This is a genomic window from Actinoallomurus sp. CA-150999 (assembly GCF_050942425.1).
GTDB lineage: Bacteria > Actinomycetota > Actinomycetes > Streptosporangiales > Streptosporangiaceae > Actinoallomurus.
In genome coordinates this window covers 9,661,159-9,686,264 of record NZ_CP192063.1, presented here as the reverse complement: position 1 = coordinate 9,686,264, position 25,106 = coordinate 9,661,159, and the positions used below count along the sequence as shown (strand labels likewise).

Annotated in this window: 24 protein-coding genes; 11 read left to right on the top strand and 13 right to left on the bottom strand. The window is 70.7% G+C overall.

What is annotated here, in order from left to right:
- Positions 1 to 3 precede the first annotated feature (3 nt).
- The 3 genes from atpD to ACQP2O_RS44565 are packed head-to-tail and all read left to right on the top strand — an operon-like array spanning position 4 to position 2,325.
- Positions 4 to 1,434, top strand: coding sequence for a F0F1 ATP synthase subunit beta (atpD, locus tag ACQP2O_RS44575; RefSeq protein WP_433175385.1), 1,431 nt, complete (start codon positions 4 to 6; stop codon positions 1,432 to 1,434).
- 27 nt (positions 1,435 to 1,461) lie between these two features.
- Positions 1,462 to 1,851, top strand: coding sequence for a F0F1 ATP synthase subunit epsilon (locus ACQP2O_RS44570; protein ID WP_433175384.1), 390 nt, complete (start codon positions 1,462 to 1,464; stop codon positions 1,849 to 1,851).
- A gap of 33 nt (positions 1,852 to 1,884) precedes the next feature.
- Entirely contained in the window at positions 1,885 to 2,325 is a 441-nt protein-coding gene (locus ACQP2O_RS44565) for a DUF2550 domain-containing protein (protein ID WP_433175383.1), read from the top strand.
- Between the two features lie 64 nt (positions 2,326 to 2,389).
- On the opposite strand, the gene ACQP2O_RS44560 is transcribed toward ACQP2O_RS44565, so the two are convergent.
- Positions 2,390 to 2,983, bottom strand: a complete 594-nt coding sequence (locus tag ACQP2O_RS44560) for a cob(I)yrinic acid a,c-diamide adenosyltransferase (RefSeq protein WP_433175382.1) — start codon at positions 2,981 to 2,983, stop codon at positions 2,390 to 2,392.
- 180 nt (positions 2,984 to 3,163) lie between these two features.
- On the opposite strand from ACQP2O_RS44560, the gene ACQP2O_RS44555 reads away from it, so the two are divergent.
- Positions 3,164 to 4,045, top strand: a complete 882-nt coding sequence (locus ACQP2O_RS44555; protein ID WP_433175381.1) for a hypothetical protein — start codon at positions 3,164 to 3,166, stop codon at positions 4,043 to 4,045.
- 125 nt (positions 4,046 to 4,170) lie between these two features.
- Here the strand turns inward: ACQP2O_RS44555 and ACQP2O_RS44550 are convergent, their stop codons facing one another.
- Positions 4,171 to 5,670, bottom strand: coding sequence for a M20/M25/M40 family metallo-hydrolase (locus tag ACQP2O_RS44550; RefSeq protein WP_433175379.1), 1,500 nt, complete (start codon positions 5,668 to 5,670; stop codon positions 4,171 to 4,173).
- A gap of 253 nt (positions 5,671 to 5,923) precedes the next feature.
- On the opposite strand from ACQP2O_RS44550, the gene ACQP2O_RS44545 reads away from it, so the two are divergent.
- The 5 genes from ACQP2O_RS44545 (at position 5,924) to manD (ending at position 13,284) form a co-directional block, all read left to right on the top strand.
- Complete coding sequence (locus ACQP2O_RS44545) at positions 5,924 to 7,510, top strand: GMC family oxidoreductase (protein ID WP_433175378.1); 1,587 nt, start codon at positions 5,924 to 5,926, stop codon at positions 7,508 to 7,510.
- A gap of 713 nt (positions 7,511 to 8,223) precedes the next feature.
- Entirely contained in the window at positions 8,224 to 9,654 is a 1,431-nt protein-coding gene (locus ACQP2O_RS44540) for an MFS transporter (protein WP_433175377.1), read from the top strand.
- Positions 9,606 to 11,096: a mannitol dehydrogenase family protein gene (locus tag ACQP2O_RS44535; protein WP_433191359.1), complete on the top strand. Its 1,491-nt coding sequence runs from the start codon at positions 9,606 to 9,608 to the stop codon at positions 11,094 to 11,096. The genes ACQP2O_RS44540 and ACQP2O_RS44535 overlap by 49 nt, the downstream gene beginning before the upstream one ends.
- On the top strand, positions 11,093 to 12,079 hold the full coding sequence (locus ACQP2O_RS44530) for a zinc-dependent alcohol dehydrogenase (RefSeq protein WP_433175376.1): 987 nt from the start codon (positions 11,093 to 11,095) through the stop codon (positions 12,077 to 12,079). Before ACQP2O_RS44535 ends, ACQP2O_RS44530 begins: the two co-directional genes overlap by 4 nt.
- Complete coding sequence (gene manD, locus ACQP2O_RS44525) at positions 12,076 to 13,284, top strand: D-mannonate dehydratase ManD (protein ID WP_433175375.1); 1,209 nt, start codon at positions 12,076 to 12,078, stop codon at positions 13,282 to 13,284. Before ACQP2O_RS44530 ends, manD begins: the two co-directional genes overlap by 4 nt.
- A 5-nt stretch (positions 13,285 to 13,289) precedes the next feature.
- Here manD and ACQP2O_RS44520 read toward each other — a convergent pair whose 3' ends face one another.
- From ACQP2O_RS44520 to ACQP2O_RS44490, 7 genes are all read right to left on the bottom strand, one after another.
- Positions 13,290 to 14,792, bottom strand: coding sequence for an aldehyde dehydrogenase family protein (locus ACQP2O_RS44520; RefSeq protein WP_433175374.1), 1,503 nt, complete (start codon positions 14,790 to 14,792; stop codon positions 13,290 to 13,292).
- Positions 14,793 to 14,834: 42 nt separating this feature from the next.
- Complete coding sequence (locus ACQP2O_RS44515; protein ID WP_433175373.1) at positions 14,835 to 15,467, bottom strand: response regulator; 633 nt, start codon at positions 15,465 to 15,467, stop codon at positions 14,835 to 14,837.
- The gene (locus ACQP2O_RS44510; RefSeq protein ID WP_433175372.1) at positions 15,464 to 16,663 is read right to left on the bottom strand and encodes a sensor histidine kinase; all 1,200 of its coding nucleotides are present in this window, start codon (positions 16,661 to 16,663) and stop codon (positions 15,464 to 15,466) included. The genes ACQP2O_RS44515 and ACQP2O_RS44510 overlap by 4 nt, the downstream gene beginning before the upstream one ends.
- On the bottom strand, positions 16,621 to 17,433 hold the full coding sequence (locus ACQP2O_RS44505; protein WP_433175371.1) for an ABC transporter permease: 813 nt from the start codon (positions 17,431 to 17,433) through the stop codon (positions 16,621 to 16,623). Before ACQP2O_RS44505 ends, ACQP2O_RS44510 begins: the two co-directional genes overlap by 43 nt.
- On the bottom strand, positions 17,430 to 18,275 hold the full coding sequence (locus ACQP2O_RS44500) for an ABC transporter ATP-binding protein (RefSeq protein ID WP_433175370.1): 846 nt from the start codon (positions 18,273 to 18,275) through the stop codon (positions 17,430 to 17,432). The genes ACQP2O_RS44505 and ACQP2O_RS44500 overlap by 4 nt, the downstream gene beginning before the upstream one ends.
- Positions 18,276 to 18,368: 93 nt before the next feature.
- Positions 18,369 to 19,166, bottom strand: a complete 798-nt coding sequence (locus ACQP2O_RS44495; RefSeq protein ID WP_433175369.1) for a site-2 protease family protein — start codon at positions 19,164 to 19,166, stop codon at positions 18,369 to 18,371.
- Complete coding sequence (locus ACQP2O_RS44490; protein WP_433175368.1) at positions 19,167 to 19,742, bottom strand: TetR/AcrR family transcriptional regulator; 576 nt, start codon at positions 19,740 to 19,742, stop codon at positions 19,167 to 19,169.
- Between the two features lie 100 nt (positions 19,743 to 19,842).
- On the opposite strand from ACQP2O_RS44490, the gene ACQP2O_RS44485 reads away from it, so the two are divergent.
- Positions 19,843 to 20,721 (top strand): oxygenase MpaB family protein, encoded by an 879-nt coding sequence (locus ACQP2O_RS44485; protein ID WP_433175367.1) that lies wholly within the window; start codon positions 19,843 to 19,845, stop codon positions 20,719 to 20,721.
- Positions 20,722 to 20,764: 43 nt separating this feature from the next.
- On the opposite strand, the gene ACQP2O_RS44480 is transcribed toward ACQP2O_RS44485, so the two are convergent.
- Genes ACQP2O_RS44480 through ACQP2O_RS44470 form a run of 3 tightly spaced genes read right to left on the bottom strand, consistent with a single transcriptional unit; the run spans position 20,765 to position 22,843 of the window.
- Positions 20,765 to 21,160 (bottom strand): DUF3224 domain-containing protein, encoded by a 396-nt coding sequence (locus ACQP2O_RS44480; protein WP_433175366.1) that lies wholly within the window; start codon positions 21,158 to 21,160, stop codon positions 20,765 to 20,767.
- 47 nt (positions 21,161 to 21,207) lie between these two features.
- Positions 21,208 to 21,867: an endonuclease NucS gene (nucS, locus tag ACQP2O_RS44475; RefSeq protein WP_433175365.1), complete on the bottom strand. Its 660-nt coding sequence runs from the start codon at positions 21,865 to 21,867 to the stop codon at positions 21,208 to 21,210.
- A 52-nt stretch (positions 21,868 to 21,919) separates the two neighbouring features.
- The gene (locus ACQP2O_RS44470) at positions 21,920 to 22,843 is read right to left on the bottom strand and encodes a DMT family transporter (protein ID WP_433175364.1); all 924 of its coding nucleotides are present in this window, start codon (positions 22,841 to 22,843) and stop codon (positions 21,920 to 21,922) included.
- Between the two features lie 80 nt (positions 22,844 to 22,923).
- On the opposite strand from ACQP2O_RS44470, the gene ACQP2O_RS44465 reads away from it, so the two are divergent.
- A complete protein-coding gene (locus ACQP2O_RS44465) occupies positions 22,924 to 23,868 on the top strand; it encodes a LysR family transcriptional regulator (RefSeq protein ID WP_433175363.1) in 945 nt (314 codons plus the stop codon).
- Between the two features lie 23 nt (positions 23,869 to 23,891).
- Here the strand turns inward: ACQP2O_RS44465 and ACQP2O_RS44460 are convergent, their stop codons facing one another.
- On the bottom strand, positions 23,892 to 25,106 hold the full coding sequence (locus ACQP2O_RS44460; protein WP_433175362.1) for an RNA polymerase sigma factor: 1,215 nt from the start codon (positions 25,104 to 25,106) through the stop codon (positions 23,892 to 23,894).

Genomic DNA, 25,106 nt, shown 5'->3' with positions numbered 1-25,106 from the left:
ACCATGACTGCTTCGGTAGAAACAGCCACGGCGACGGGCCGTGTCGCCCGCGTCACCGGCGCCGTCATCGACGTGGAGTTCTCCGTCGAGACGATGCCGGAGATCTACAACGCGCTGCAGATCGAGGTAACGATCGGCGGCCAGACCCGGACGCTGACCCTCGAGGTCGCCCAGCACATCGGCGACAGCATGGTCCGCGCCATCTCGCTGCAGCCCACCGATGGCGTCGTCCGCGGCGCCCCGGTGGTCGACACCGGCGCCGCGATCTCGGTGCCGGTCGGCGACGGCGTCAAGGGCCACGTGTTCAACACGATCGGCGAGTCCCTCGACGTCCCGAGCTCGTCGCTGGAGGTCACCGAGCGCTGGCCGATCCACCGGCACGCGCCGGCGTTCGACCAGCTCGAGAGCAAGACCGAGATCCTCGAGACCGGCATCAAGGTCATCGACCTGCTCACCCCGTACGTCCGGGGCGGCAAGATCGGTCTGTTCGGCGGCGCCGGCGTGGGCAAGACGGTGCTCATCCAGGAGATGATCACCCGTGTCGCCCGTAACCACCGTGGTACGTCGGTGTTCGCGGGCGTCGGTGAGCGCACCCGTGAGGGCACCGACCTGCTCCTGGAGATGAAGGAGGCCGACGTCCTCAAGGACACGGCCCTCGTCTTCGGTCAGATGGACGAGCCGCCGGGCACCCGTCTGCGGGTGGCCCTGTCCGCGCTGACCATGGCGGAGTACTTCCGCGATGTGCAGAACCAGGACGTGCTGCTGTTCATCGACAACATCTTCCGGTTCACCCAGGCGGGTTCGGAGGTGTCCACGCTGCTCGGCCGTATGCCGTCCGCCGTGGGTTACCAGCCGACCCTCGCCGACGAGATGGGCGAGCTGCAGGAGCGGATCACCTCGACCCGCGGTCACTCGATCACCTCGATGCAGGCGATCTACGTGCCCGCGGACGACATCACCGACCCGGCGCCGCACACCACGTTCGCGCACCTCGACGCCACCACGGTGCTCTCGCGTGCGATCACGGAGAAGGGCATCTACCCGGCGGTGGACCCGCTCGACTCCACCTCGCGGATCATGGACCCGGTGATCCTCGGCCGGGAGCACTACGACGTCGCCCAGTCGGTGAAGCGGATCCTGCAGCGCTACAAGGAGCTGCAGGACATCATCTCCCTCCTCGGCATCGACGAGCTCGCGGAAGAGGACAAGGTCACGGTCGAGCGTGCCCGTCGCATCGAGCGGTTCCTGTCGCACCCGATGTACATGGCCGAGGCGTTCACCGGCCAGGTGGGCGAGAACGTGCCGCTGACCGACACGATCGCCTCCTTCAAGGCGATCACCGAGGGCAAGTACGACCACCTCCCGGAGCAGGCGTTCTTCATGGTCGGCGACATCGAGCAGGCCGAGAAGAAGGCCCAGGAGCTGCAGAAGTAACGCCGCGGGGCGTTCGGAGGAGAACAAGTGGCAAAGCTGCACGTCGAGCTCGTCTCACCGGAGCGTGAGATCTGGGCCGGCGAAGCCGATATGGTCGTCGCCAAGACCATCGAGGGCGAGATGGGCATCCTGCCCGGTCACGCGCCGGTCCTGGGCCTGCTGGTGGACGGCAGCGTCGTGCGGATCAAGCCCGCCGACGACGAGGCGGTCATCTCCGCGATGGTCTCCGGCGGTTTCTTCTCGGTCGCCTCCAACGAGGTCTCGGTACTCGCCGAGTACGCCGAGCTGGGCGGCGAGATCGATCTCGCCGCCGCTCGGGCGGAGTACGAGCGGGTCTCGGGGCTGGAGGGCGAGGAGGCCTCGGTCGCGCAGCGTCGTGCGCGGGCGCGGCTGCGGGCCGCCGGCGAAGAGGTCTGACCGTCACGGGCGGCGTAGGGGAAGCAGGGGGGAGTGAGCGAGCACCTGGCGTGGGACATCGGCGAGTTGGTCGTTGTCGTCCTGGTGGCGGTGCTCGCCGTGTTCGCCCTGCTTTCGCTGCGGCGTTGGCTGCTCGAACGCCGCGGCGGCACGGTCGAATGTAGCCTGCGTGACCCCCGCGGCCGTGGCGTATGGCGGCTCGGCATCGGCCGGTACAACGGCGACGAGCTGCTCTGGTTCGCGATTTTCGGCATTCGGCTGAGGCCCCGGCGGGTCGTACACCGCCGGGGCCTCGTCGTTTCCGGCCGCCGCAAACCGGAGGCCGAAGAGGAGGCCGCCCTCCAGCCGGACGCCGGGATCGTCGAGCTTCAGGACGGCAACGGCATCGTGGTCGAGCTGGCGATGAGCGGAGCGGCGCTGACCGGCTTCCTCGCCTGGCTCGAAGCCGCCCCACCGGGCTCACCCATCACCTAAGGCGTTCACCGCCCGGCCGGCCGGCGCTTTTCGGCCGGCCCGCCCATCACCTGATCAGCTACGGTCAGCGCTCGCCGCCCGGCTTCCACAGCACGTCGCCACGCTCGGCGTTGGCCTTGCGGGCGAGGATGAAGAGCAGGTCGGACAGCCGGTTGAGGTATTTCGCGGTCAGCGGGTTCATGTCCTCGTGCGCCGAGAGCGCCGCCCACGCCGAGCGTTCGGCGCGCCGGGCGACCGTACGGGCGAGATGGAGGAGGGCGGCGCCGGGGGTGCCGCCCGGCAGGATGAAGCTGCGGAGTTTGGACAGGTCGGCGTTGTGCTCGTCGCAGGCCTGCTCCAGCAGGGTGACGTAGTCGTCGGTGACCCGCAGGGGCGGGAACTCCGGCTCGGCGACGATCGGCACGCACAGGTCCGCGCCGACGTCGAACAGGTCGTTCTGCACCCGGATGAGCAGGGTGGCGATGTCCTCGGGCAGCCCGCCCATCGCGAGGGCCACGCCGATGGCGCTGTTCGCCTCGTCGACGTCGGCGTACGCCACGAGCCGCGGGTCGGTCTTGGCCGTACGGCTCATGTCACCGAGGTTGGTCGTACCGTCGTCGCCGGTCCGCGTGTAGATCTTCGACAGGACGACGGGCTGGTCATCGCGCTCTTTCGCCATGCCGTAACCCTAACGAGAGGCGATCGGCGCACCTGCGGCGGAGGAGTCACGTGCCGGGAGGAGGGGGCCCAGTGGCAATCGCCGAAAATCCAACGGATAACGGGATGACGTTGTCGTGGCGACGGCGGCCGTACGGCAGTGCGGCGGGAAGTGTCTATGTCCGCGGCTACGATCGCGATCATGGACATCGAGGAGGCCAACCGCATGTGGCGGAAAGCGTTGGCCGACGGCGACCCACGCGGCGTCGAACGGTTGCTGCGGTGCGACACTCGGCTGAGGCTGTTGGGGCACGAATGGTCGGGAACCCTCGAGGCCGCGGAGACGGCCGAACTGCGGGGGCTTCTGCTGCTGGGCGGTTCCGACGACGTCCCGTTCGCGGCGGACTCTCCGTGGGGCATACCGGCCGGCGCGGGCCTCGCCGACGCCATGGAACACGTGTGGGCACCGGTCGCCGGATGCTGCCCGGGCTTCCTCGCGGCGCTGCGCGCGGAGGTGCTCGGGTTGGCGTTGGTCGCGATGGAGGGCAGGAACCTGCTCGGGTATCTGTACCTCGCCGATCGTAAAGGGGAGTTGCCGTGTGACCTGAAGGACCTGGCGCCGTACACGGGGTCGAACTCCCTGGACGTGCTGTGGGGGACGGCCCCGACCAGTTTCGGCCCGACCGACGTCGTCCCCCTGCTGGATGAGCCGCTCCCCTCGGGCGTTCGTGACCTCGCCGCGGTCCACGCTTCCCTCACGTCGTTGGACTTCGATCTGTGCCTGGACCGCTTCACCACGACGCTCGGCGCCTCGACCCGCGCGGACTACGAGGGAGAAGACCCCAGCGACTACGGCCAGGATGAGGACTTCGTCCGCGCGGTGAACGGCGAGTTCGACAGCTGGATACGGTTCTGCACGTGCGACTCCGCCTGTGAGGCCTACTTCCTGGACATGGCCGACCGCGATCCCCACGACATCCCTCGGGTCGCGCTGTCGAGCATCAACGGCACCTCCGAGCGGCCCGGCGACCCCTTCTGGGACTGGCTCGATAAGGCAGTGCCATCCCTGCTCTTCTGCGTATGAGCATGGCTGAGGTTTGCGCTCACATTCTTTTGTGAACGGGCCTTGTGGCCGGGGCGTGCGGTGGAGGGCCGGCGTCCCGCCGGGCGAGCGGTCGACAGCCTGCCCGGCCCGGCGGGACCTCGCGATCAGCTCAGCGCGCGACCGGCGGGCGCGTGCTTCACGTGGGCGCGGGCCGTCTTCGGGGCCGCGACGCGGCCGCCGTTGACCGGCAGGGTGCTGCCCGCGAACACCTGGGCGGCGTGCGCGGCGCCGTCCGCCAGCTGGTCGAGGATGGTGGTGTTGACGTTGGCGTACGTGTCGCAGGCCTGGTGGTAGCAGGGGTCGTACGCCTTGCCCGCCTCACCGCCGTAGATCTTCGCCTCGTCGGCGGTCTTCAGCTTCTCCGCGCCGGAGTCGAGGCCGCCGGCCGGGATGCCGTTCTCGATGAACGGCCCGTAGTCGGAGCGGCCGTCGAACTCACTCGATGAGGTCGCCAGCTTGCGCTTGCCGTAGTAGTCGAGGAAGACCTTCTCGATCGCGCCGGACCCGGCGGGCGGGTTGGTTCCGGCGCCCGAGGAGTCGTCGCCGTCGTACACGCCGCGTCGCCCGTTGGGCGAGCCGAGCATGTCGAAGTTGAGGTTGAGGGCGATCCTGGCCTTCTGGTCGGCGGTCAGGTGCGCGACGTAGTACTCCGAGCCGAGCAGGCCCTCTTCCTCGGCGCCCCAGAAGGCGAACCGCACCTTGTTCTTTACGCCCTTGCCGAGCTTGTTGATCTGCTCGGCGATGGTGAGGATCGTGGCGGTGCCGCTGCCGTTGTCGTTGATGCCGGGGCCGGCCGTGACGCTGTCGAGGTGTGCGCCCATGACGACGACGTTGTCGGCGCGGCCGCGCTTGGTCTCGGCGAGGACGTTGTGCGCGGTGCGCTGCTCGCTGAAGGTGTCGGTCTTGATGTGCAGCTTCAGCGTTCCGGACGCCGAGGCCTTCACCAGGTCGGTGCCGAGCTGGTAGGTCGGGCCGATCACCGGGATCTTCCACGGGGTGCTGGCGGTGCCCTGCACCGGGCCCATGCGCTCGGGCGAGGCGCCGTCGTTGTAGATCGCGATGGCGGCGGCGCCGGCGTTCTGGGCGTTGCCGGCCTTCACCGAGAAGTTGCAGCCGCCGCGCTTGACCAGGGCGATGTTCCCCTTCGGGAAGCCGGCGAAGTCGTCGGCCTCGCAGCCGCTGCCGACACCGGCGCCGGCCGCGTCGACCGCGGTGGCGACGGCGGTGACGTCACCGGACCCGGAGAAGTCCAGGGTCGCGTAGTCGGTGCCGTAGACGTAGGAGGGGCCGCCGGGCCGGTCGAAGACGGCGGGGCTCTTCTCCTTGTAGTAGTCGAACGGGAAGTCCTGCACCGTGGGGCGGTAGCCGGCCTTCTTCAGCTGCTTCACGATGTACTTCGTGGAGACCTCGAAGCCCGGTTCGCCTGCCGCGCGGGTGCCGCCGTTGTAGGTGGCGATCGTCTGCAGGTCCTTCTGGTGCCGGCGGATGTCCTTGAGTTTCACCAGCTTGTCGAGGCGCGGTTGTGCGGCCGCGTCCGCCGGAACCGCCGCCCCGATCGAGGCGGCGGCCAGGCCGATGAGGGTACCGATGGCGAGTTTGCGCAACGAATTGCCCTTCTTACGGTAAAGCGTAGGTAATGGGACGAATCGTGGCATTGACGGGCGCCCCGCCGCCAGAGATGAGATCGACTCGTTGTGGAAGATCGGCTCCGCTCGCCAGGACGCGGGGAAAGTGTTCGTCTCAATTGCCAAGGGACGGCCGTCCCGTAGAAGGCCGAGGCCGCCGCCGTACGCACTGTCCGGGATCGTCCGTGATCGATAGTGTTTCGCGCAGAGCTCTCAAGGCGTGGAGGCGGCCGTGTACGACTACGTCATCGTCGGTGCCGGCAGCGCGGGCTGTGTGCTCGCCGAGCGGCTCAGTGCGGACTCCGGGACGAAGGTCCTGCTTCTGGAGGCCGGGCCGCCCGACGACGCCCCGGAGATCCACGTTCCGGCGGGGATCTCGGCGCTGTTCAAGAGCCAGTACGACTGGGACTACACGACCACGCCGCAGCCGAACGCGGCCGACCGCAGCGTCTACTGGCCGCGCGGCCGGACCCTCGGCGGCAGCTCGTCGACCAACGCCATGATCTACATCCGGGGGCACCGGCACGACTTCGACACCTGGCGCGACGAGTACGGCTGCAAGGGCTGGGGATACGCCGACCTGCTCCCGTACTTCCTGCGAGCGGAGGACCAGCAGCGCGGCGCGTCGGACTATCACGGCGTCGGCGGGCCGCTCCGCGTGGAGGATCTGCGCTACAAGCATCCGCTCACCCGCGCCTGGGTCGAGTCGGCGACGGCCTTCGGTCTGCCCGCCAGCACCGACTTCAACGGGGCCGAGCAGGACGGAGTGGGGTTCTACCAGGTGACGCAGCGGCGCGGCCGCCGCTGGTCGACGGCCGACGCCTACCTCGCCCGGGCCGAGGAGCGTCCCAACCTCACCGTGCTGACCGACGCGCTCGTCACCCGGGTGGTCATCGAGGACGGCCGGGCGACGGGCGTCGCCTACGTGCGCGGCGGGGCGGAGCAGCGGGCCGCCGCCGGGCGCGAGGTCATCCTGTCCGGCGGCGCGGTCAACTCACCGCAGGTCCTCATGCTGTCGGGGGTGGGGCCCGCCGACCATCTGCGCTCGCTCGGAATCGACGTCGTCGTGGACCTGCCCGCGGTCGGCACCGGGCTCCAGGACCATCCGATGGTCCCGGTTCTCTGGCACACCCCCAGGAAGAAGGGGATCTGGGAGAGCGTCAACACGCGCAACCTCCTGATGTGGCAGATGCTGGGCCGCGGCCCGTACGCCTCCAATGTCGCCGAGGCGGGTGGTTTCGTGCGGACCCGGGCGGACCTGCCCGCTCCGGACCTGCAGTACCACGTGCTGCCGACGCCGTTCCTGGACCAGGGCTTGATCGACCCGAACAAGCGGATCATCTCGGTGTTCGCCACCGCCGTCGCGGTGGCGAGCCGCGGCAGCGTGACCCTGCGCTCGGCCGATCCGCGATGGAAACCGCTGATCGACCCGAACTACCTGGGCGACGATGCCGATCTGAACGTTCTCCGCGAGGGGGTCTGGCAGGCCAGGGAGATCGCGGCGAGTGGCCCGCTGGCCCGCATGACCGGTGGCGAGTACGCCCCCGTGGAGGAGGCCGAAGACCTGACCGACTGGATCCGCGGCCAGGTCGTGACGCTGTACCACCCCACCAGCACGTGCGCCATGGGGGGTACGGAGGGCTCGGTCTGCGATCCGGAGCTGCGGGTGCGCGGCGTGGACGGGCTGCGCGTCGTCGACGCGTCGGTCATGCCCGCGGTGCCCCGGGGCAACACCAACGCCCCGACGATCGCGATCGCCGAACGGGCCGCCGACCTCATCGCCGGCGGCCCGCTGCTGCCCCAGGTCGAGTTCGCCTGACCGGGGCCTGGTCGTTCGCGCCGCCGGGTGAGCCGGCGGCGCATTGAGGAGTCCTTCGCGCCGCCGAGTCCATCGGCGGCGCGTCTCCGCGTTCGGTGAGCTGTGCGTCCGCGTTGAGCCCCGCCCGGATGGAGGGCGCCTGTACGGGCGGGACTCAGCGTGGGCGCACAGATCCCTGCGGAGATCCGTGCGGTCACCACGTACGCCGCGCGGTCACCGCGTACGGCCGCGCAGGAGGCGGCGGACCCGGTTCTCCTGCCGCGCCTCGACGCGCAGCTCGCGTCCGCGCTCGTCCATGAGGGCCCTGAGGATGTCGGGGTGCATCGTTCGTGCTCCTTGCCGTGCGAGCCGGCCGATCCGGCCTCGCATTGACAAGATTCGTCCTAAGGCGGTGGGTGGGGCATCGGAACAATGCCTCATCCTCGCGGCCGGTCCGTGGCCGGCGCCGACTAAGTCCCACCATCGGGTGAGAGTGAGCCGACTAAGCCATGCCGTGCGCGGCGGTGAGACGTCTAAGCCGCCCTGAGGCCGCTGAGACGTCTAAGGCGCGCGCCGGGGCGGAGGGGTTCCATGGTGCCGTTCTGGTTACCGGTGATGCTTATCCAGAGTTTCGGTCCATTGACTGCGCGTGACACCAGAGGCTAACGTCCCCGTAATCCACGAAAGCTGAATGGTGTTCCACATAGTGGAACGATCGAGCCTCGGGAGGTAGCGTGGCGATCCCCCAAGCGGAGCTGCGAAGGCTGTCCGAACGCGCCGTCGACCACGTGATGAGCAGCCACGGCACCGACAGCGGGCGCCGTACGGGCTGGTTGATGATCTCGACGATCCTCATCGAGGCGTGGGACCTCTACTCGATCTCCTTCCTGCTGATCTTCATCAAGAAGGACTTCCACCCCAGCACCGACATGCTGGCGCTGGCCTCGGCCGCGGTTCAGGCCGGCGCCCTGCTGGGCGCCTTTCTCGGGGGATGGATCGCCGACCGCATCGGCCGCCGCAAGGTCTTCCTCGGCACGATGGTGCTGTTCACCATCCTGGCCGTCGCACAGGGGTTCGCGACGAACATCTGGCAGCTGGTCATCATCCGCTTCCTGCTCGGGTTCCCCCTCGGCAGCGACATCTCCTCCGGCTACGCCTACATCATGGAGGCGATGCCCAAGGGCAAGCGCGAGGTGATGGGCAACCGCTGGCAGGGGATGTTCGGCATCGGCGAGGTCGTCGCCATCGCGGTCATCACCGTCATGTACCTGTCGGGCATGGACCACAGCCTCCTGTGGCGCGTCGGCCTCGCCCTGGGCGCGCTCCCCGCCCTGGTGCTGCTGCTCGGCCGGCTCCACGTGCCGGACACGGCCCTCTGGCTCATCCAGCGGGGTAGGTTCCGGCAGGCCAAGAAGGTCTCGATGGAGATGTTCGGCGACCCGCTGGAGATGCTCCCCGACGAGGACCACCAGATCGACCGGCCCCGTACGAGCGACTTCCTCAAGAGCATCTGGAGCGACCGCACCCGCCGCCGGGCCAGCATCTTCGCCTGGATCTCCAACGCCATGCAGGGCGCGGAGTTCGCCGCGTTCGCGTTCTACCTGCCGACCATCCTCGTGCTCACCGGCGTCTCGGGAATCGGCGCGACCAACTTCGTCACCGGCGCGATCTACATCGTCGCCACCATCAGCGGCTTCGTCGCACCGATGGTGACGCCCAAGCTCGGACATCGGGGCGTGGCCCGCTGGGGCTTCGGGATCGCCTTCGTCTCCCTGCTGCTCGCGGCGCTCTTCCTCCACCTCGAGTGGAAGTGGCTGGTCCCGGTCGCCGCGGCCGGCCTCATGTGGGGCCACTACTGGGACGCCTCGAACGGCATGACGATCGCGTCGATGGTGGCGCCCACGCGCTACAAGGCGACGGCGTCCGGGTTCGGCTACATCTTCGTCAAGCTCGCGGCGTTCCTCACGATCTACGGGTTCCCCGTGCTGTTCGACCACCTGGGCGTCCCCCTCGCCACCGTCGTCGTCTCGCTGATCTCCCTGACCGGTTACCTCGCCGCGACCTACATCCTTCCCGAGGTGTACGGCTACGTTGAGCAGGAGAACGGCACCGAGAAATCCGGGACGACGACGGTCCGCGAGGCGGGCCCGGAGGTGGCGAGCTGACTTCCGACGCGGTACGGCGCGACGCGGCGGCCCGTACGGGCCGCCGCGTCGTCCACCTCGGCCTGGGCAACTTCCACCGCGCCCACCAGGCGGTCTACACGGCGGACGCCCAGGACCCGGCGGAGCCGTGGACGATCACCGGCGTGGCCACCACCAACCGGGACGTCGTGGCCACGCTCCGGGCGCAGGACATGCGGTACACCGTGCTCACGATCGCCCCCGACCGGGTTCGGGCCGACCCGATCGACGTCATCACGGATGCGTTCACGGCCGCCGACGAACCGGCCCGCGTCGTCGACCTGCTCGCCGACCCGGGCACCTCGCTCGTCACCCTCACCGTCACGGAGAAGGGCTACACCTACCTGCCGGGCAGCCGGCGGCTCGACCTGGACGATCCCGGCGTCGCCCACGACCTGCGGGATCCCGAGCCGCGTACGACCGTCGGCCGGCTCGCCCGCGGCCTCCTGCGCCGCGCTCAGGGGGGCGGCGCACCGCTCACCGTGCTCAGCTGCGACAACCTCGCCGCGAACGGCACCTTCCTCCGGGGCCTGCTGACCGAGTTCGCCGGCGCCCTGCCCGGAGCGGACGGCGAGACGCTGGCGCGCTACCTCGACGCCGTGACGTTTCCGAACACGATGGTGGACCGCATCGTCCCGGCGACGACGGACGAGCACCGGGCGCAGGCGGCGGCCGCGGGGTTCGACGACCGCGTCCCGGTCCCGGCGGAGCCATTCCGGATGTGGGTGATGGAGGACCGCTTCGCGGCCGGGCGGCCCGCCTGGGAACGGGCCGGGGCGATCCTCACCGACGAGGTCGCCGCCTACGAGGCCATCAAGGTGCGGTTCCTCAACGGCACCCACTCGCTGCTCGCCTACCTCGGCATGCTCGCCGGCCACCCGCTCATCGCCGACGCGGTCGCCGACGAGCCGATCGCGACGGCCGCGTGGCGGCTCGGCGACGAGTACCGGCCCACGGTCACGGTCCCCGCCGGATTCGACCTCGACCACTACCGCGACGACCTGTTCGACCGCTTCGCCAACCGCCCGCTGGGCCATCTGACGCGGCAGGTCGGCTCGGACGGCTCACTGAAGCTCGCCCAGCGCGTGCCCGCGGCCGTCTCCTGGCACCTGGACCACGGGCGGGCGCCCCGGGTGCTCGCCCTGCTCGTCGCCGCCTGGATCCGGGCCGTCGGCGAGCCCGACAGCGTCACCGCCCCGGCCGTCGGCCGGGCGGCCGACCCGGCGGCGGACCGGCTGACGGCCCTGGCGGAGCGCACGTCCGGGTCGGAGGACCTGGCCCGCGCGGTCCTCGCCGACGAGCGCCTGCTCGGCGGTGGCAGCACGGCGGACCCCCGTTTCGTCACCGCCGTCGGATACCTCCTCGGCGCCCTGCGCGAGGGCGGCGTACGCGCGGCGACATCAGAGATTGGGAACACAACATGACGACACTTCCGGCGCTGATCTGGGAGGGCGGCACGGAGGCGGCCGTCGTCGAGGTGCCACGGCCGGAGACGCGTGAGGGCTGGTCCCGCGTACGCGTCGGGTACACCGGGCTGTGCGGCAGTGACCTGCACATCCTGGCCGGGGAGCACATCCGGGCCCGGCCGGGCACCGTCATCGGCCACGAGTTCGTCGGCACGCTCGACGAACCGGCTGCGGGGCTGCCGGCCGGGACGCCGGTGTTCGTGAACCCGATGGTGCACTGCGGCGTCTGTGACGCCTGCACGCGCGGCCTGGTGAACATCTGCCAGTCCCTGACGTCGGTCGGCATCGACTATCCCGGGGGCGCCTGCCCGGAGGTGGTCGTGCCGGACTACGGGCTGTACCCGCTGCCGCCCGGGATGCGGCTGGTCGACGCCGCCCTGGTGGAGCCCCTCGCCGTCGGCGTCCGGGCCGTCCGGCGGGGCGAGGTGCGCCTCGGCGACCGCGTCCACGTCATCGGCGCGGGCCCGATCGGCTGCATCGTGGGCCTGCTGGCGGGCATGGCCGGGGCGGTCGAGGTGACCGTGTCCGAGCCGTCGGCGTTCCGCCGGGAGCAGGCGGCGGCGCTCGGCCTGACCGTCGTCGAAGGAGGTGCCACCCCAACGGCCGACGTGGTCTTCGACGCGACCGGGCATCCGGCGGCGGCTCCCGAGATCACCTCCTGGGCGCGGCCGGGCGGGCGGATCGTCCTGGTCGGGGCGTACCCGCCGGCACCGCAGCCGACCGCCCTGCTATCGATCATGTTCGCCGAGTTGACGCTCGTCGGCACGCGGATCTACACCCGTCCGGACATCCTCGCCGCGATCGAGCTGATCGCCTCTGGCCGCGTCGACGTGTCCCGCTTCGTCACCGAGGTCGTGCCGCTGCGCGACGCCGCCAAGGCCGTCGAACGGCTGCGGGCGGGAACCGCGATGAAACTGCTGCTCGCACCGGAGACCCCATGAAGATCGCCGACGCCCAGGTCATCGTTACGGCCCCGGGCCGCAACTACGTCACCCTCAAGCTGGTGACCGACGACGGCGTCGTCGGCTACGGCGACGCCACCCTGAACGGCCGCGAACTGGCCGTCGCCGCCTACCTGAGCGAGCACGTGCTGCCGCTGCTGGCCGGCCGGGACGCCTCCCGGATCGGCGACACCTGGCAGTACCTCTACAAGGGCGCGTACTGGCGGCGCGGCCCGGTCACGATGACCGCGATCTCCGCGGTCGATCAGGCGCTGTGGGACATCAAGGGAAAGGTCGCGGGCCTGCCGGTGTACGAGCTGCTCGGCGGCAGGGCCCGGGAGGCGCTCACCGTCTACGGGCACGCCAGCGGCGCGGACCTCGACGGCCTCCTCGCCGACGTCGCACGACACCTCGAGCGCGGGTACTCCGCCGTGCGCGTGCAGGCGAAGATCCCCGGGATGGACTCCACGTACGGCACGCACACCGGCGCGCAGATCTACGAGCCCGCCTCCGGCGCGCTGCCGGCGGAGGAGACCTGGAACACCGCCGCGTACCTCGACTTCGTCCCGACCATGATGAAGCGGGTCCGGGAGGAGTTCGGATACGGCTTCCACCTGCTGCACGACGTCCACCACCGGCTCACCCCGATCGAGGCGGCGCGGCTCGGCGGCGCGCTGGAGCCGTACCGCCTGTTCTGGCTGGAGGACGCGACCCCAGCAGAGGATCAGGAGGCGTTCCGGCTCATCCGCTCGCACACGGTGACGCCGCTGGCGGTCGGCGAGGTGTTCAACACGATCTGGGACTGCCGGCAGCTGATCACCGAGCGGCTCATCGACTACATCCGGACGTCCGTCACGCACGCGGGCGGGATCTCCCACGTGCGCCGGATCATGGACCTGGCCGACCTGTACGGCGTCCGGTCCGGCTCGCACGGCCCGGGTGACGTCTCACCGGTCGGCCTCGCCGCCAACCTGCATCTCGACCTGGCGATCCCGAACTTCGGGATCCAGGAGTACATGGGCCACCGCGACCCGGCCGGTGAGGTCTTCGACTGGGGCTACCGCTACGAGGGCGGCATGCTGTGGCTGTCGGACCGCCCGGGCCTCGGCGTCGAGGTCGACGAGGAGGCCGCGCGACGGTACCCGTACGACCCGAAATACCTGCCGGTCGCCCGGCTGGCCGACGGCGGCATGCACGACTGGTGACCGACTCAGCGGTGGCGGCGGCCGTGCAGCAGGCTGACGAGCTGCAGCAGCTTGGCCATGTCCTTGTCGGTGCGCTGGAACGACGTGAGGTTCATCGGTGGGGAGAACCGCTGCCGGGTGATGGCCTTGGAGCGGGCGAACTCCCGTAGGCCGTCGGCGCCGTGGATGCGCCCGAAGCCGGAGTCGCCCACCCCGCCGAACGGCAGGGCCGGGACGGCCGCGAAGGCGATCACCGCGTTGATCGAGGTCATGCCGCTGCGCAGCCGGCGTGCCGCGTCCATGGCCGTCGAGCGGCTCCGGGAGTAGACCGCGCCCGCGAGGGCGTACGGCGTGGCGTTCGCGCGGGTGATGGCCTCGTCCACGGACTCGACCCGGTGCACGGTGATGGTCGGGCCGAACGTCTCCTCGCGGACCGCCGCGGAGTCGTCCGGGACGTCGACGAGGATGACCGGCTCGACGTAGGGCTCCTTCACCGCGTCGGCGCCGCCGACGAGCGCCTTGCCGCCCCGCGCGAGCGCGTCGTCGACGTGCCGCTGGATGACGTTCAGCTGGCCCGGCATGGTGATCGGGCCGTACGCGGCGGTGCGGTCCTCGCCGGGTCGCAGGGTCCGGGCCCGCGCGGTGAGCCGGGCGACGAAGGCGTCGTAGACGCCGTCGACGACGTACACCCGCTCGACGCCGGCGCAGGTCTGGCCCGCGTTGGACATCGCGCCCCACAGCGCCGCGTCGGCGGCGTCGTCGAGGTCGGCGTCGCTGTTGACGATGAACGCGTCCTTGCCGCCGCACTCGGCGACGATGGGGGTGAGGCGCTCGGCGCAGGCCACCATGACCTTGCGGGCGGTCGGCGACGACCCGGTGAAGGCGATCTTGTCGACGGCGCCGCGGGCGAGCGCCGCGCCGGTGTCGCCGAGGCCGGTCACGACCTGGAAGACCGGCTCCTCCGGGATGACCTCGGAGATGATCTCGGCGAGCAGCAGGCCGATGCCCGGGGTGTACTCCGAGGGCTTGAAGACCACCGCGTTGCCCGCCGCCAGGGCGTACGCGATGGAGCCGACGGGCGTGAACAGCGGGTAGTTCCACGGGCCGATCACGCCGACGACGCCGAGCGGCTGGTACTCCAGGACGCACTTCTGGTTGATGGCGACGATGCCGGGGAAGACGCCGCGCGGGCCGAGGACCTTCTGGGCGTGGCGCGCGGCCCAGTCCAGGTGCGTGATCGCCAGGACCGTCTCGAGTTGGGCGTCCGCCACCGGCTTGCCGGTCTCCCGGTGGATCGCGGTCGCCACGCGGTTGAGCGCGCGGGTCAGGGCGCCCTTGACGTTGAGCAGCCGGACCTTGCGCTCCTTCCAGCCGAGGCCCGCCCACCAGATCTGCGCCGCGCGGGCGCGCTCGATGGCGGCGTTCACCGCGGCCTCGTCGTGGACGGGATGCTCGCCGACGACCTCACCGGTCGCCGGATCGAAGGAACGGAACGTCGCGGCGGTCTTCTCGTTCGCGGTCGCGGTCATCGGCGTCACCCGGTCTATAACGAGGTTCGGTTTCCCCGTAAGTTACCCGTTTCGGCCGGGCGGAGGCAGGATGCCGCGTTCGAGCGCCGCCGTCACCGCGGCGGTCCGGTCGGAGACCCCCAGTTTGCCGAACGTCCGCAGCAGGTGCGTCTTCACCGTCGCCTCGCTGATCAGCAGCTCCTTTCCGATCTCGGCGTTCGTACGGCCCCGGGCGACGAGCCGCAGCACGTCGATCTCCCGGCGCGACAACTCCACCGGCGAGCGCATCCGGGACACGAGCTTGGCCGCCACCGACGGGGCCAGGACCGTCTCGCCGCGCGCCGCCGCGCGTACGGCCTGCGCCAAGTCGTGCCGCGAGGCGTCCTTGAGCAGGTAGCCCGCGGCACCCGCCTCGACGGCGCGCAGGATGTCGGCGTCCGTGTCGTACGTCGTCAGCACCACGACGCGCGTCTGCGGGCGCTGGACGAGCACCCGCGCGGTCGCCTCCACGCCGTCCCCGCCCGGCATGCGCAGGTCCATCAGCACGACGTCCGGTTCGTGCGCCCGTACCGCCGCGACCGCCTCGGCCGCACCTCCGGCCTCGGCCACGACCGTCAGGTCCTCCTCGGCCGACAGCATGCCCCGCAGGCCCTCACGGACGACCGGGTGGTCGTCGACCAGCAACACCGTGATCACGCCGGCACCTCCACCACGACCGCGGTTCCCGCTCCGGGCTCGCTCCGTACGTCGAGGGTGCCGCCGACCTGGCCGACGCGTTCGCGCATGCCGTGCAGCCCGAATCCGTGCGACGCGCCCGGCGCGAAACCGACGCCGTCATCGCGTACCTCCAGGCGCACCGACTCCGTCGCGTACGCCAGGCCGACCTCGACCCGGTCGGCCTTCGCGTGCTTGCGGACGTTGGACAGGCTCTCCTGGGCGACGCGCAGCAGCACGACCTCGGCTCCGGCCGTCAGCCGTCGCGGCTCGCCGGTCAGCGTGTAGTCGGCCGTCACCCCCAGCTCCTCGCGGAGCCGCTCCGCCAGCCGCTCCACGGCCTCGTCCAGCGAGGACCCGCCGAGCGGCGCGGGCGGCAGGGCGGCCACCAGCGCACGGGCCTCGGCGAGGTTCTCCCGCGCGGTGCGCGCCGCCAGGCCGACCTGCCGTCGCGCCGCCTCCGGGTCGCGCCCGACGTACGCGTCGGCGGCCTGCAGCAGCATCAGGATGCTCGTGAAGCCCTGCGCGAGCGTGTCGTGGATCTCCGCGGCCATCCGCTCGCGCTCGGCCATCACGCCGGCCTCCCGGCTGACCTCGGCCAGCTCCGCCCGCGTCGTCTCCAACTGTGCGATCAACTCCCGGCGCTCCCTGCTCTGCTCGATGATCCGCTCGATCCAGAGGCCGAAGAACGCCGAGAAGCCGATGACCACCACCGTCCAGACCAGGAACACCGCGATCGAACCGGCGTCCGGGCCGCCGCGGAGGAACCGCAGCGCGGGGACCGCGTTGAGGAACACCAGCGCGACGACGCTCGACTGCCAACGCATCAGCATGAAGCACAGCGGGGCCGCGGCGAACAGCACGAGCGCGCTCTCCGGGGCGACGAGCGCCGCCGCGGAGCACAGCACGATCATCCCTGCCACGTAGACGTACGTCATCGGGCCGGGGCAGTCCCGCCGGAGGAGCCGGCGGCCGAGGAAGAGGTACCACGGCACCAGGGCGAGCAGGAACGCGGCGGTCGGCGCGCTCCTGCTCGGCGGCTCGACCGCCAGCACGTACATGAGCGTCGAGACGAGGACCAGGCCGAAGTACGTCTCCCAGCGGCCCAGTCCCCAGTCCCACGCGTCCTTGGTCGTCATCCGTCGCGGCGCCGTTTCCAGCGGAATGTCGTCAGGCACAGGGTCAAGCCTGCGACACCCCAGGCCGCGAGCACCAGTCCGGTGCGCCCGTGCTCCCAGGAGTGCGCGGGCTCGGACGCCAGCAGGGCGTCCGGCAGCAGCGCCGACCGCAGGCCCTGGCTGATCCACTTGAGCGGGAAGAGCGCGCCGACGTGCTGGACGCCGGAGGGCAGGTCGGCGAAGGTGAAGTACACGCCGGAGATGAACTGCAGGACGATGTACGGCAGGTTGAGCACGGCCGCCGCGCCCCGGCCCGAACGCGGCACGCTGCTGATCGCGATGCCGAGCAGCGTGCAGACGGCGACCCCGGCGACGAAGACCCAGGCGAACGTGAGCCACCGCTCCGGCGTGCTCGGCGGCTTCAGCCCGAACAGGAGGTTCCCGAGCACGAACAGGATGATGGTCTCCAGCACTGACAGCGTCAGCGCCAGCACGGTCTTGCCGAGGAAGTACGCCGCTTTGGGCATCGGCGTGCCGTACAGCCGCTTGAGCGTGCCGTCGTCGCGTTCCTGCGCGATGGAGATGCCCAGGCTGACGAACGTCGTCGACATGATGCCGCTGGCGATGATCCCGGCCGCGAAGTACTGCCGGAAGTCCACGCCCGTATTGCCGACCTTGCCCTTGAAGATCATGCCGAAGATCAGCATCAGCATGACGGGCATGGCGAGCGTGAACGCCACGGCCGACTTCTCGCGGAAGTAGCTCCTCAGCTCCAGGCCCCCGCGGGACAGCCCGATCTGGAGTGTGGACGGCATGGCGGGGGTGGTCATCGCGCTTCTCCGATCATGGCGAGGTAGACGTCCTCGAGGGTGGGACGGGCGACCGTCAGCTCCGGCACCTCGCCGCCGAACTTCTGGCTCAGCTCGGCCACCACCTGAGTGGGGCGGTCCGTCGCGATGGACTGCCGGCCCTCCGGCCCGAGCCAGCCGACCCGCGCGGTCGCGTTGGCCCGGCCGCCCAGCTTCATCGGCGAGCCGACCTCGAGGACCCGGCCGTCGGCGATGACGCCGACGCGGTCCGCGAGCGCCTCCGCCTCGTCCAGGTAGTGAGTGGTCAGGAGGATGGTCGTGCCGTCGTGCGCGAGCCCTTCGATGAGCCTCCAGAACTGCCGGCGCGCGTCCGGGTCGAAGCCGGTCGTCGGCTCGTCGAGGAACAGCAGCTCCGGGCCGCCGATGATGCCGAGCGCCACGTCGACCCGCCGGCGCTGGCCGCCGGACAGGTGTGCCAGCCGCGCGCCGGCCTTCTCGGTGAGGCCGACCGCCTCGATCACCTCGTCGACGTCCCGGGGGCGGGGGTAGTAGCCCGCGAAGTGCCGGACGATCTCCCGGACGCTCAGCTCCGGCTGCTCGTTCGAGGTCTGCAGCACGACGCCGAGCCGGGCGCGCCACTCCCGGGTCGGCTTCCCGGGGTCGGTCCCGAGGACGGAGACCTCACCGCCGGTCCGCCGCCGGTGCCCTTCGAGGATCTCGACCGTGGTGCTCTTGCCCGCGCCGTTGGGGCCGAGCAGGGCGAACACCTCGCCGCGGAAGATGTCCAGGTCGACGCCTTTTACCGCGTCGACGTCGCCGTATCGCTTGCGCAGGTCGCGGACCCGCACCGCCGTGTCGTTCATGCTTCCAGCGTCGTGGCGGTGAGGCCGGTTCGGGATCGGCGGTCCGGTGATTCCCGTGTCCACCGATCGGTGGACACGAGGCGTCAGCGGGGCTCAGCCCGCGAAGCTGACGTTCTCCCAGAACCGGAACAGCCCGTGCCCGACCGAGACGAGGTCCTGGTCGATGCCGAACAGGTCGGTGAGGTGGTAGACGAGCGAGAAGAACTGCTCGTTGACCGCGGGGATCCACAGCAGGGCGAGCAGCGCCATGAAGGCGTAGCCGCCGATCCGGTCCGCCTGCGCGACCCAGCTGCGCGGCAGGTACGGCTCGACGATCCCGAAGCCGTCCAGGCCGGGCACCGGCAGCAGGTTCAGCACGGCGGCGGTGACCTGCAGGAACGCCAGGAACGCCGCGCCGGTCCAGAACAGCAGGTGCGCCGGGTCCTTGGCCAGGTTGGTGATGACGACACCGAGGACGATCGCGAAGAGGAGGTTGGCGATCGGCCCGGCCGCCGAGATGAGGCTGTGCCGGATCTTCCCGGGGATCGCCCCCCGGTCGATGTACACGGCGCCGCCCGGGAGACCGATCCCGCCGAGCAGCACGAACAGCACGGGCAGCAGGAAGCTCAGCGTGATGTCGCCGTACTTCAGCGGGTTGAGCGTCAGGTAGCCCTTGGTCGCGACGCTGCGGTCACCCGACCTGTAGGCGAAGAACGCGTGCCCGAACTCATGCAGGCACAACGACACGATCCAGCCGCTGACGACGAACACGAACAGGAACAGCCGGGCGGTCCGATCCGGGCTTATGCCGTACCGCCAGACCGCCAGGCCGGACAGCGCGAACAGGCCGAGGACGAAGAGGAACGCCGGGCTGGGCCGTACGGAGGACCGCACCGCGCTTACATCGGACATCTATCTGCTCTCTACGAGGGCGGGGACGATATAGGTGCGCAGGAACTCTCGGGGGTCCCCGTCGCGGGGGAGGGCGATCATCGAGGAGATGATCCGGAAGAGGAACTCCACCGCGCCGTCCACCGTAATGTCCGCGCGGAGCAGACCCTCACGCTGGGCCATCGTGAAGTACGGCCGCACGCGGTCGGAGCACAGGCGCAGGACGTGCTCGGCGGCCCCGGCGATGGCGGTCTGGGTGTGACCGGCGGCCTCCGGGGTGAGCAGGGCGGCGACCCGCGGCTCGCCGCGTACGAAAGCGACCGCGTCGACGACCCCTTCGACGATGCCGTCGGAGACCGAGGTCTGCGTGCCGAGCCGGGCGGCGAGCCGGTCGAGAAAGCGGCGCATGTCGCGGAGGAGGACGGCGAGGATCACCTCGTCGCGCCCGCCGGCGAAACTGCGGTAGACGGTCGCCCGGGACAGCCCCGCCGCGGCCGCGATGTCCTCGACGGTCGTCTTACCGACGCCGTACCGCGCGAAGCAGTGCTCGGCGGCGTTGACGACCCGCTCCCGGACGTCGGTGGTGGCCTGCGGCATGCCTCGCAGGGTACCGGTCCCGTGAGGCGCGACACATGAGACGAATATTGATTCTTGTCGCAAAAGGCGTAACGTGGTCGCCGTGTCCCGAGGAGGCTGGATGAATCCGCGTATGTCCATCGACGAGGCGTACTGGGCGATGATGGCCGCCGCGCACCTGCCGGGCGAGCAGTACACCGACCCGCCCGGCGACCGCGGGCTGTTCGGCCCGGATTCGGCGATCTGGCATGTCCACGGCGACGTCTCGGCCGTCCTCGGCGGCGTCTCCGGACTCATCCTCGGCACGCTGAACGAGCCCGTCACCCACGGCACGAACCGCTTCTCCGACTACCTCCAGGATCCGATCAAACGGCTCGGCTTCACCGCGTCGTTCGTGCTCGGCATGACGTACGGCTCGACGCCCGTCGCCGAGCGGCTCGCCGGCACGGTCCGGGCGATGCACCAGCGGGTCCAGGGCGCGATGCCCGACGGCCGCGCCTTCTCCGCGACCGACCCGGACGACATCGTCTGGGTCGGGATCACCCAGGCGTACTCCGTCGCCCGCGCCCACGTCGCGTACCACCCGCACCCGCTGCGGGGCCCCGACCTCGACCGGTACTTCGCCGAGTACGCCGTGATCAACGAGATGCTCGGCGCGCCCGACTCACCCCGGACGCTCGCCGAGGCGGAGGACTACTTCACGGCCATGCGCCCCCGGCTGACCGTCAGTGAGGAGGTGCTCCAGGCCGTCGAGTTCCTGCGCCGGCCGAAGGGCGGCACCCCCGCGACGCGGATGTCCAGCGCGCTCCTCGCGCGCGTCGCGACCGGCCTGCTCCCGGACTGGGCGCTCACCCTCCTCGGCGGGCGCCCGCCCCTTCCGCGCGCGACCCGGATCGCCGGCCACGCCCTCATCCGCACGCTCCGGTACGGCGTGCGGTACCCGATGATCGACGAGGCGCGGGCCCGCTGCGCCGCGGCATCCGCGGAAACAGCGGCCTGACGTAGCACGAGAGTCGGCGCTACGAGCGCTGACGGGTGGGCGCTCAGTCCAGGTCGTAGTCGAGCGTGTAGGAGTGGCCGCCGTCCTCCAGGATGATGATCTGGCCCTCGCCCTTGATCCCCTTGAGATCGCCGGTGCCGCTCGTCTCCACGATCTTCCAGGTCAGCCACGGCTTGCCGTCCTCGCCGCCCGCGTTGTGCTGGAGCACGAACCCGCCCGTGCGGCCGTCCAGCGTGCCCTGGAACCGTTCGATCCCGACGTACGCGGCGGGGTTCTCGGTGACAACGGTGATCAGCTCGGCGGTGCTGGTGCCGACGAGGCCGCCGCTGAACGTCTTGTCGACGTGGACCCGCGTGAACGTGATCCCGTCACGCTCGTCGTACGGCTTCTCGGCGTCCCACGCGTCGAGGGCGAAGGTGCCTTCTGCTCGCTTGTTCATGCGACCAGCATGGCGGCGAAGACTGCCACCTTCTGTCAGGTACTCCGCTAGAAGAGCGTGCCGTCCCGCTCGATGCCGCGCAGCGCGTCGTAGTCCAAGGTGACGCAGCCGATGCCGCGGTCCTCGGCGAGCACCCGCGCCTGCGGCTTGATCTCCTGGGCGGCGAAGATCCCGCGGACGGGCGCCAGGAGCGGGTCGCGGTTCAGCAGGTCGAGGTAGCGGGTCAGCTGCTCGACACCGTCGATCTCGCCGCGCCGTTTGATCTCGACGGCCACCGTCGCGCTCGTGTCGTCGCGGCACAGGATGTCGACCGGGCCGATCGCGGTGGGGTACTCCCGGCGGATGAGCTTCCAGCCCTCGCCCAGCGTCGTGATGTGCTCGGCCAGCAGCTCCTGCAGATGAGCCTCGACGCCGTCCTTCTGCAGCCCCGGGTCGATGCCCAGCTCGTGGCTGGAGTCGTGCAGGATGTCCTCGATCGTGAGGATCAGCTGCTCACCCGACTTGCCGTGCGTGACCGTCCAGCGGCCCTCTTCCTCCTTGACGGAGCACGGGGGGTTCATCCAGTTGAGCGGCTTGAACGCGCGGTCGTCGGCGTGGATCGAGACACTGCCGTCGGCCTTCATCAGGACCAGCCGGGTGGCCAGGGGCAGGTGGGCGGTGAGCTTGCCGACGTAGTCGACGCTGCAACGGGCGATGACGAGGCGCACGGTCGCCCACCTTAGCCGCCGCGCGCGCCGCCCGCGCACGTTCCGGAGGGCGTCAACCGGTAAGTGCCGGTGCCGGGCGGGGGGCGTCATCTTTCACGGTCGTGCGGTGGGCACGTTCGATGGCCTGGCCCCAGTAGGTTCCGGCGACCATGAGCGCGGCGCCGAGGGCGGCCACGACCGTGAGCCGTTCGCCACCGAGACCGATCCCGACGGCCACGGCCCAGATCGGTTCGGTGCCCAGGAGAAGGCTCGCCCGGCTGGCGGAGGTGCGCTGCACCGCCCAGGTCTGCGCCAGGAAGGCGAACACGCTGCAGAACAGGGCGAGATAGATCAGCTGGGTCCAGGTGGTGGCACTGCTGCGGGCCAGCTCCGGCAGGCCGTCGAGGGCGGGCACCAAGAACAGTGCCGTGCCGACGACGGTTTGGACGGTCGTCAGGCGCAGCGGATCCATGGCGCGACCTGTGGTGAGCCGCCCGACGAGCGCGACGTGGCCCGCCCGCACGACCGCGGCGGCGAGGATCAGCACATCGCCGACCTGTGGGGTGTGCAGTCCGCGGCCGGACACGAGGAGCCCGATGGCCAGGGCACAGACGCCGGTGGCGAGAAAGAACCGCAGCGGCAGCCTGCCGCGACCGCCGGCCCGGTCCAGCAGCGGCGTCAGCACGATGGTCAAGCTGATGATCAGCCCGGCGTTGGCGGCGCTGGTATGCGCCACCCCGTAGGTCTCCAGCACCAGAACGGCAGCCTGGGTGACTCCCAGCAGCGCCCCGGCTCGGGTCTCCTCGCGTGTCCAGCGGCGGAATCCGCGACGAGCGGCGACGAGGGCGACACAGGCGAGCGCGGAAATCGCATACCGAGCGAACAGCAGCGCCAGGACGGGGATGGCAGCGGTGACCGTCTTCGCTGCCAGGTAGCTGGAACCCCAGACGAGCGCGACGAGCAGGAGGACGGCATCGATTCGGCGAGCATCAGGCATGTCCTCACGCTGCACCACCAGGACAATGAAGCCAACCACCAACTTCTGAAACGAACTTTTAGTTCGCCTACACTGTGCGAGTGGACGAACGACAGTTGCGGATCCTCCGCGAACTGGGAGAGCTCGGCAGCGTCAGCGCGGTCGCCGAGGCCATGCATGTGACCCCCTCGGCGATTTCACAGCAGCTGCGACTACTGCAACGTTCGAGCCCTGTCCCGCTCACCGAACGCGCCGGACGGCGGATTGTGCTCACCGACGCCGGGCAGGCCTTGGCAGGTGCGGCGATCGAGGTGGAGACCGCCCTTGCCCGGGCGCGGCGCACCATCGCCGACTTCGCCGAGCAACCGGACGGCGACGTGTCGGTGGCGGCCTTCCACAGCGCGGCCACGGTGTTCTTCCCGCTCCTGCTGCGCGGTCTGGCCGGGCCGGGCCGTCCCTCCTTGACTCTTGCCGACGAGGACGTGGCGCAAGACCGCTTCCCCCCTCTCACGCGGGACTACGATCTCGTGCTCGCTCACCGGCTCGACCATGCTCCGGCGTGGCCGCGCACCGTGACCGCCGCCACCCTGCTGCGCGAGCCGCTCGACGTCGCGCTGCCGACCGACCACCCCCTGGCTTCCAAGCGGCAGCTCTTCCCGCGCGACGTGGCCGATCAGCCCTGGATCACCGTTCACGACGGCTTCCCGCTGATGGCCACCATCGAGGCCATCGCCGGCGTCGCCAACCGCCGACTCGACATCGTCCACCGCGTCAACGAATTCTCAGTGGTCGCCGAGGTCGTGGCCGCCGGCGGCGGCCTGGCACTGATGCCCCGCTGGACCTCGCGTCCGCACCCCGCGGTGGTCCTCAAGCCGCTGAGCGGTGTGAACACCAAGCGCCGTATCGACGTACTCCACCGCCCTGAGCGCACCGCACGAAAAGCCGTCCGAACCGTCCTCGACGAGTTGCATCGCGCCGCCGCCGCCATTCAGAGCCGAGACAGCAGCGCGCCTCAGCCGGGTGTCGACACCCGCGATGCGTCCTGATCGGGCGACCAGGAGCACCGGCGTCACCCGCCGAGCACCGCACGGCGGCGCCGCAGGAAGTCGCGTTCGGCGGTGTTCTCGGTGCGGGCGATCGCCGCCTCGTACGCCAGGGCCGCCTCGCCGGTACGGCCGAGGCGGCGCAGCAGGTCGGCCCGGATGGCGTGGTACAGGTGGTGCCGGTCGAGGTCCAGGCCCTCGACGAGGGCGAGCGCCGGCCCGGGACCCTCCACCTCGGCCACGGCCACGGCCCGGTTCAGGGCCACGACCGGGCTCGGGGCGAGCGCGAGGTGCAGGTCGTACAGCTCCAGGATCTGCCGCCAGTCCGTGGCGGCCGCATCCGGCGCGTCGCTGTGCACCGCGTTGATCGCCGCCTGGATCTGGTACGGCCCCGGCCGGTCGCGCCGGAGACATCGCCGGACGAGGTCCTGTCCTTCGTCGATCAGCTCGCGGTCCCACCGGCTCCGGTCCTGCTCGGCCAGCGGGACCAGGGATCCGTCCGGGCCGGTCCGCGCCGTCCGGCGCGACTCGACCAGCAGCATCAACGCGAGCAGGCCGGTCACCTCCGGCTCGTCGGGCATCAGCTCGGCCAGCAGCCGCCCGAGGCGGACCGCCTCCGCGCACAGCTCCGCACGGATCAGGCGGTCGCCCGAGCCGGCCACGTACCCCTCGTTGAAGATCAGATAGATGACGGCCAGCACGGCCCGCAGACGGTCCGGCAGGTCCGCCTCCTTCGGGATCCGGTACGGGATGCGCGCGTCGCGGATCTTGCCCTTGGCGCGGACCAGGCGCTGGGCCATCGTCGGCTCGGGAACGAGGAACGCCCGGGCGATCTCCGCGGTGGTCAGCCCGCCCAGGAGCCGGAGCGTCAGCGCCACCCGCGCGGCGGGGGCCAGCGCGGGGTGACAGCAGGTGAAGATCAGGCGTAGCCGGTCGTCGCGCACCGGGCCCTCCTCGGCCGGTTCGTCCGGGGTCTGCAGCCGGGTGGCCTGCGCCTGCCGGTCCGTGCGGGACGCCTCACGGCGCAGCCGGTCGATCGCGCGGTTGCGGGCGGTGGTGATGATCCATCCCGCCGGGCGCGGGGGCGCTCCGGTCGACGGCCAGCGCCGCAGCGCCTCGGCGAAGGCGTCCTGGACCGCCTCCTCGGCGAGTTCGATGTCGCCGAAGACGCGGACCAGGACGGCCACCGCGCGGCCGTACTCCTCGCGGAAGACCTCCTCGACCTGCGCGGTGGCGGACAC

Coding starts and splice junctions, on each gene's coding strand:
- ACQP2O_RS44530 (WP_433175376.1), top strand. CDS start 11,093: ATGACGACACTTCCGGCGCTGATCTGGGAGGGCGGCACGGAGGCGGCC.
- manD (WP_433175375.1), top strand. CDS start 12,076: ATGAAGATCGCCGACGCCCAGGTCATCGTTACGGCCCCGGGCCGCAAC.
- ACQP2O_RS44485 (WP_433175367.1), top strand. CDS start 19,843: ATGAATCCGCGTATGTCCATCGACGAGGCGTACTGGGCGATGATGGCC.
- ACQP2O_RS44520 (WP_433175374.1), bottom strand. CDS start 14,792: ATGACCGCGACCGCGAACGAGAAGACCGCCGCGACGTTCCGTTCCTTC.
- ACQP2O_RS44470 (WP_433175364.1), bottom strand. CDS start 22,843: ATGCCTGATGCTCGCCGAATCGATGCCGTCCTCCTGCTCGTCGCGCTC.
- ACQP2O_RS44480 (WP_433175366.1), bottom strand. CDS start 21,160: ATGAACAAGCGAGCAGAAGGCACCTTCGCCCTCGACGCGTGGGACGCC.
- ACQP2O_RS44495 (WP_433175369.1), bottom strand. CDS start 19,166: ATGTCCGATGTAAGCGCGGTGCGGTCCTCCGTACGGCCCAGCCCGGCG.
- ACQP2O_RS44500 (WP_433175370.1), bottom strand. CDS start 18,275: ATGAACGACACGGCGGTGCGGGTCCGCGACCTGCGCAAGCGATACGGC.
- ACQP2O_RS44490 (WP_433175368.1), bottom strand. CDS start 19,742: ATGCCGCAGGCCACCACCGACGTCCGGGAGCGGGTCGTCAACGCCGCC.
- ACQP2O_RS44560 (WP_433175382.1), bottom strand. CDS start 2,983: ATGGCGAAAGAGCGCGATGACCAGCCCGTCGTCCTGTCGAAGATCTAC.
- ACQP2O_RS44555 (WP_433175381.1), top strand. CDS start 3,164: ATGGACATCGAGGAGGCCAACCGCATGTGGCGGAAAGCGTTGGCCGAC.
- atpD (WP_433175385.1), top strand. CDS start 4: ATGACTGCTTCGGTAGAAACAGCCACGGCGACGGGCCGTGTCGCCCGC.
- ACQP2O_RS44505 (WP_433175371.1), bottom strand. CDS start 17,433: ATGACCACCCCCGCCATGCCGTCCACACTCCAGATCGGGCTGTCCCGC.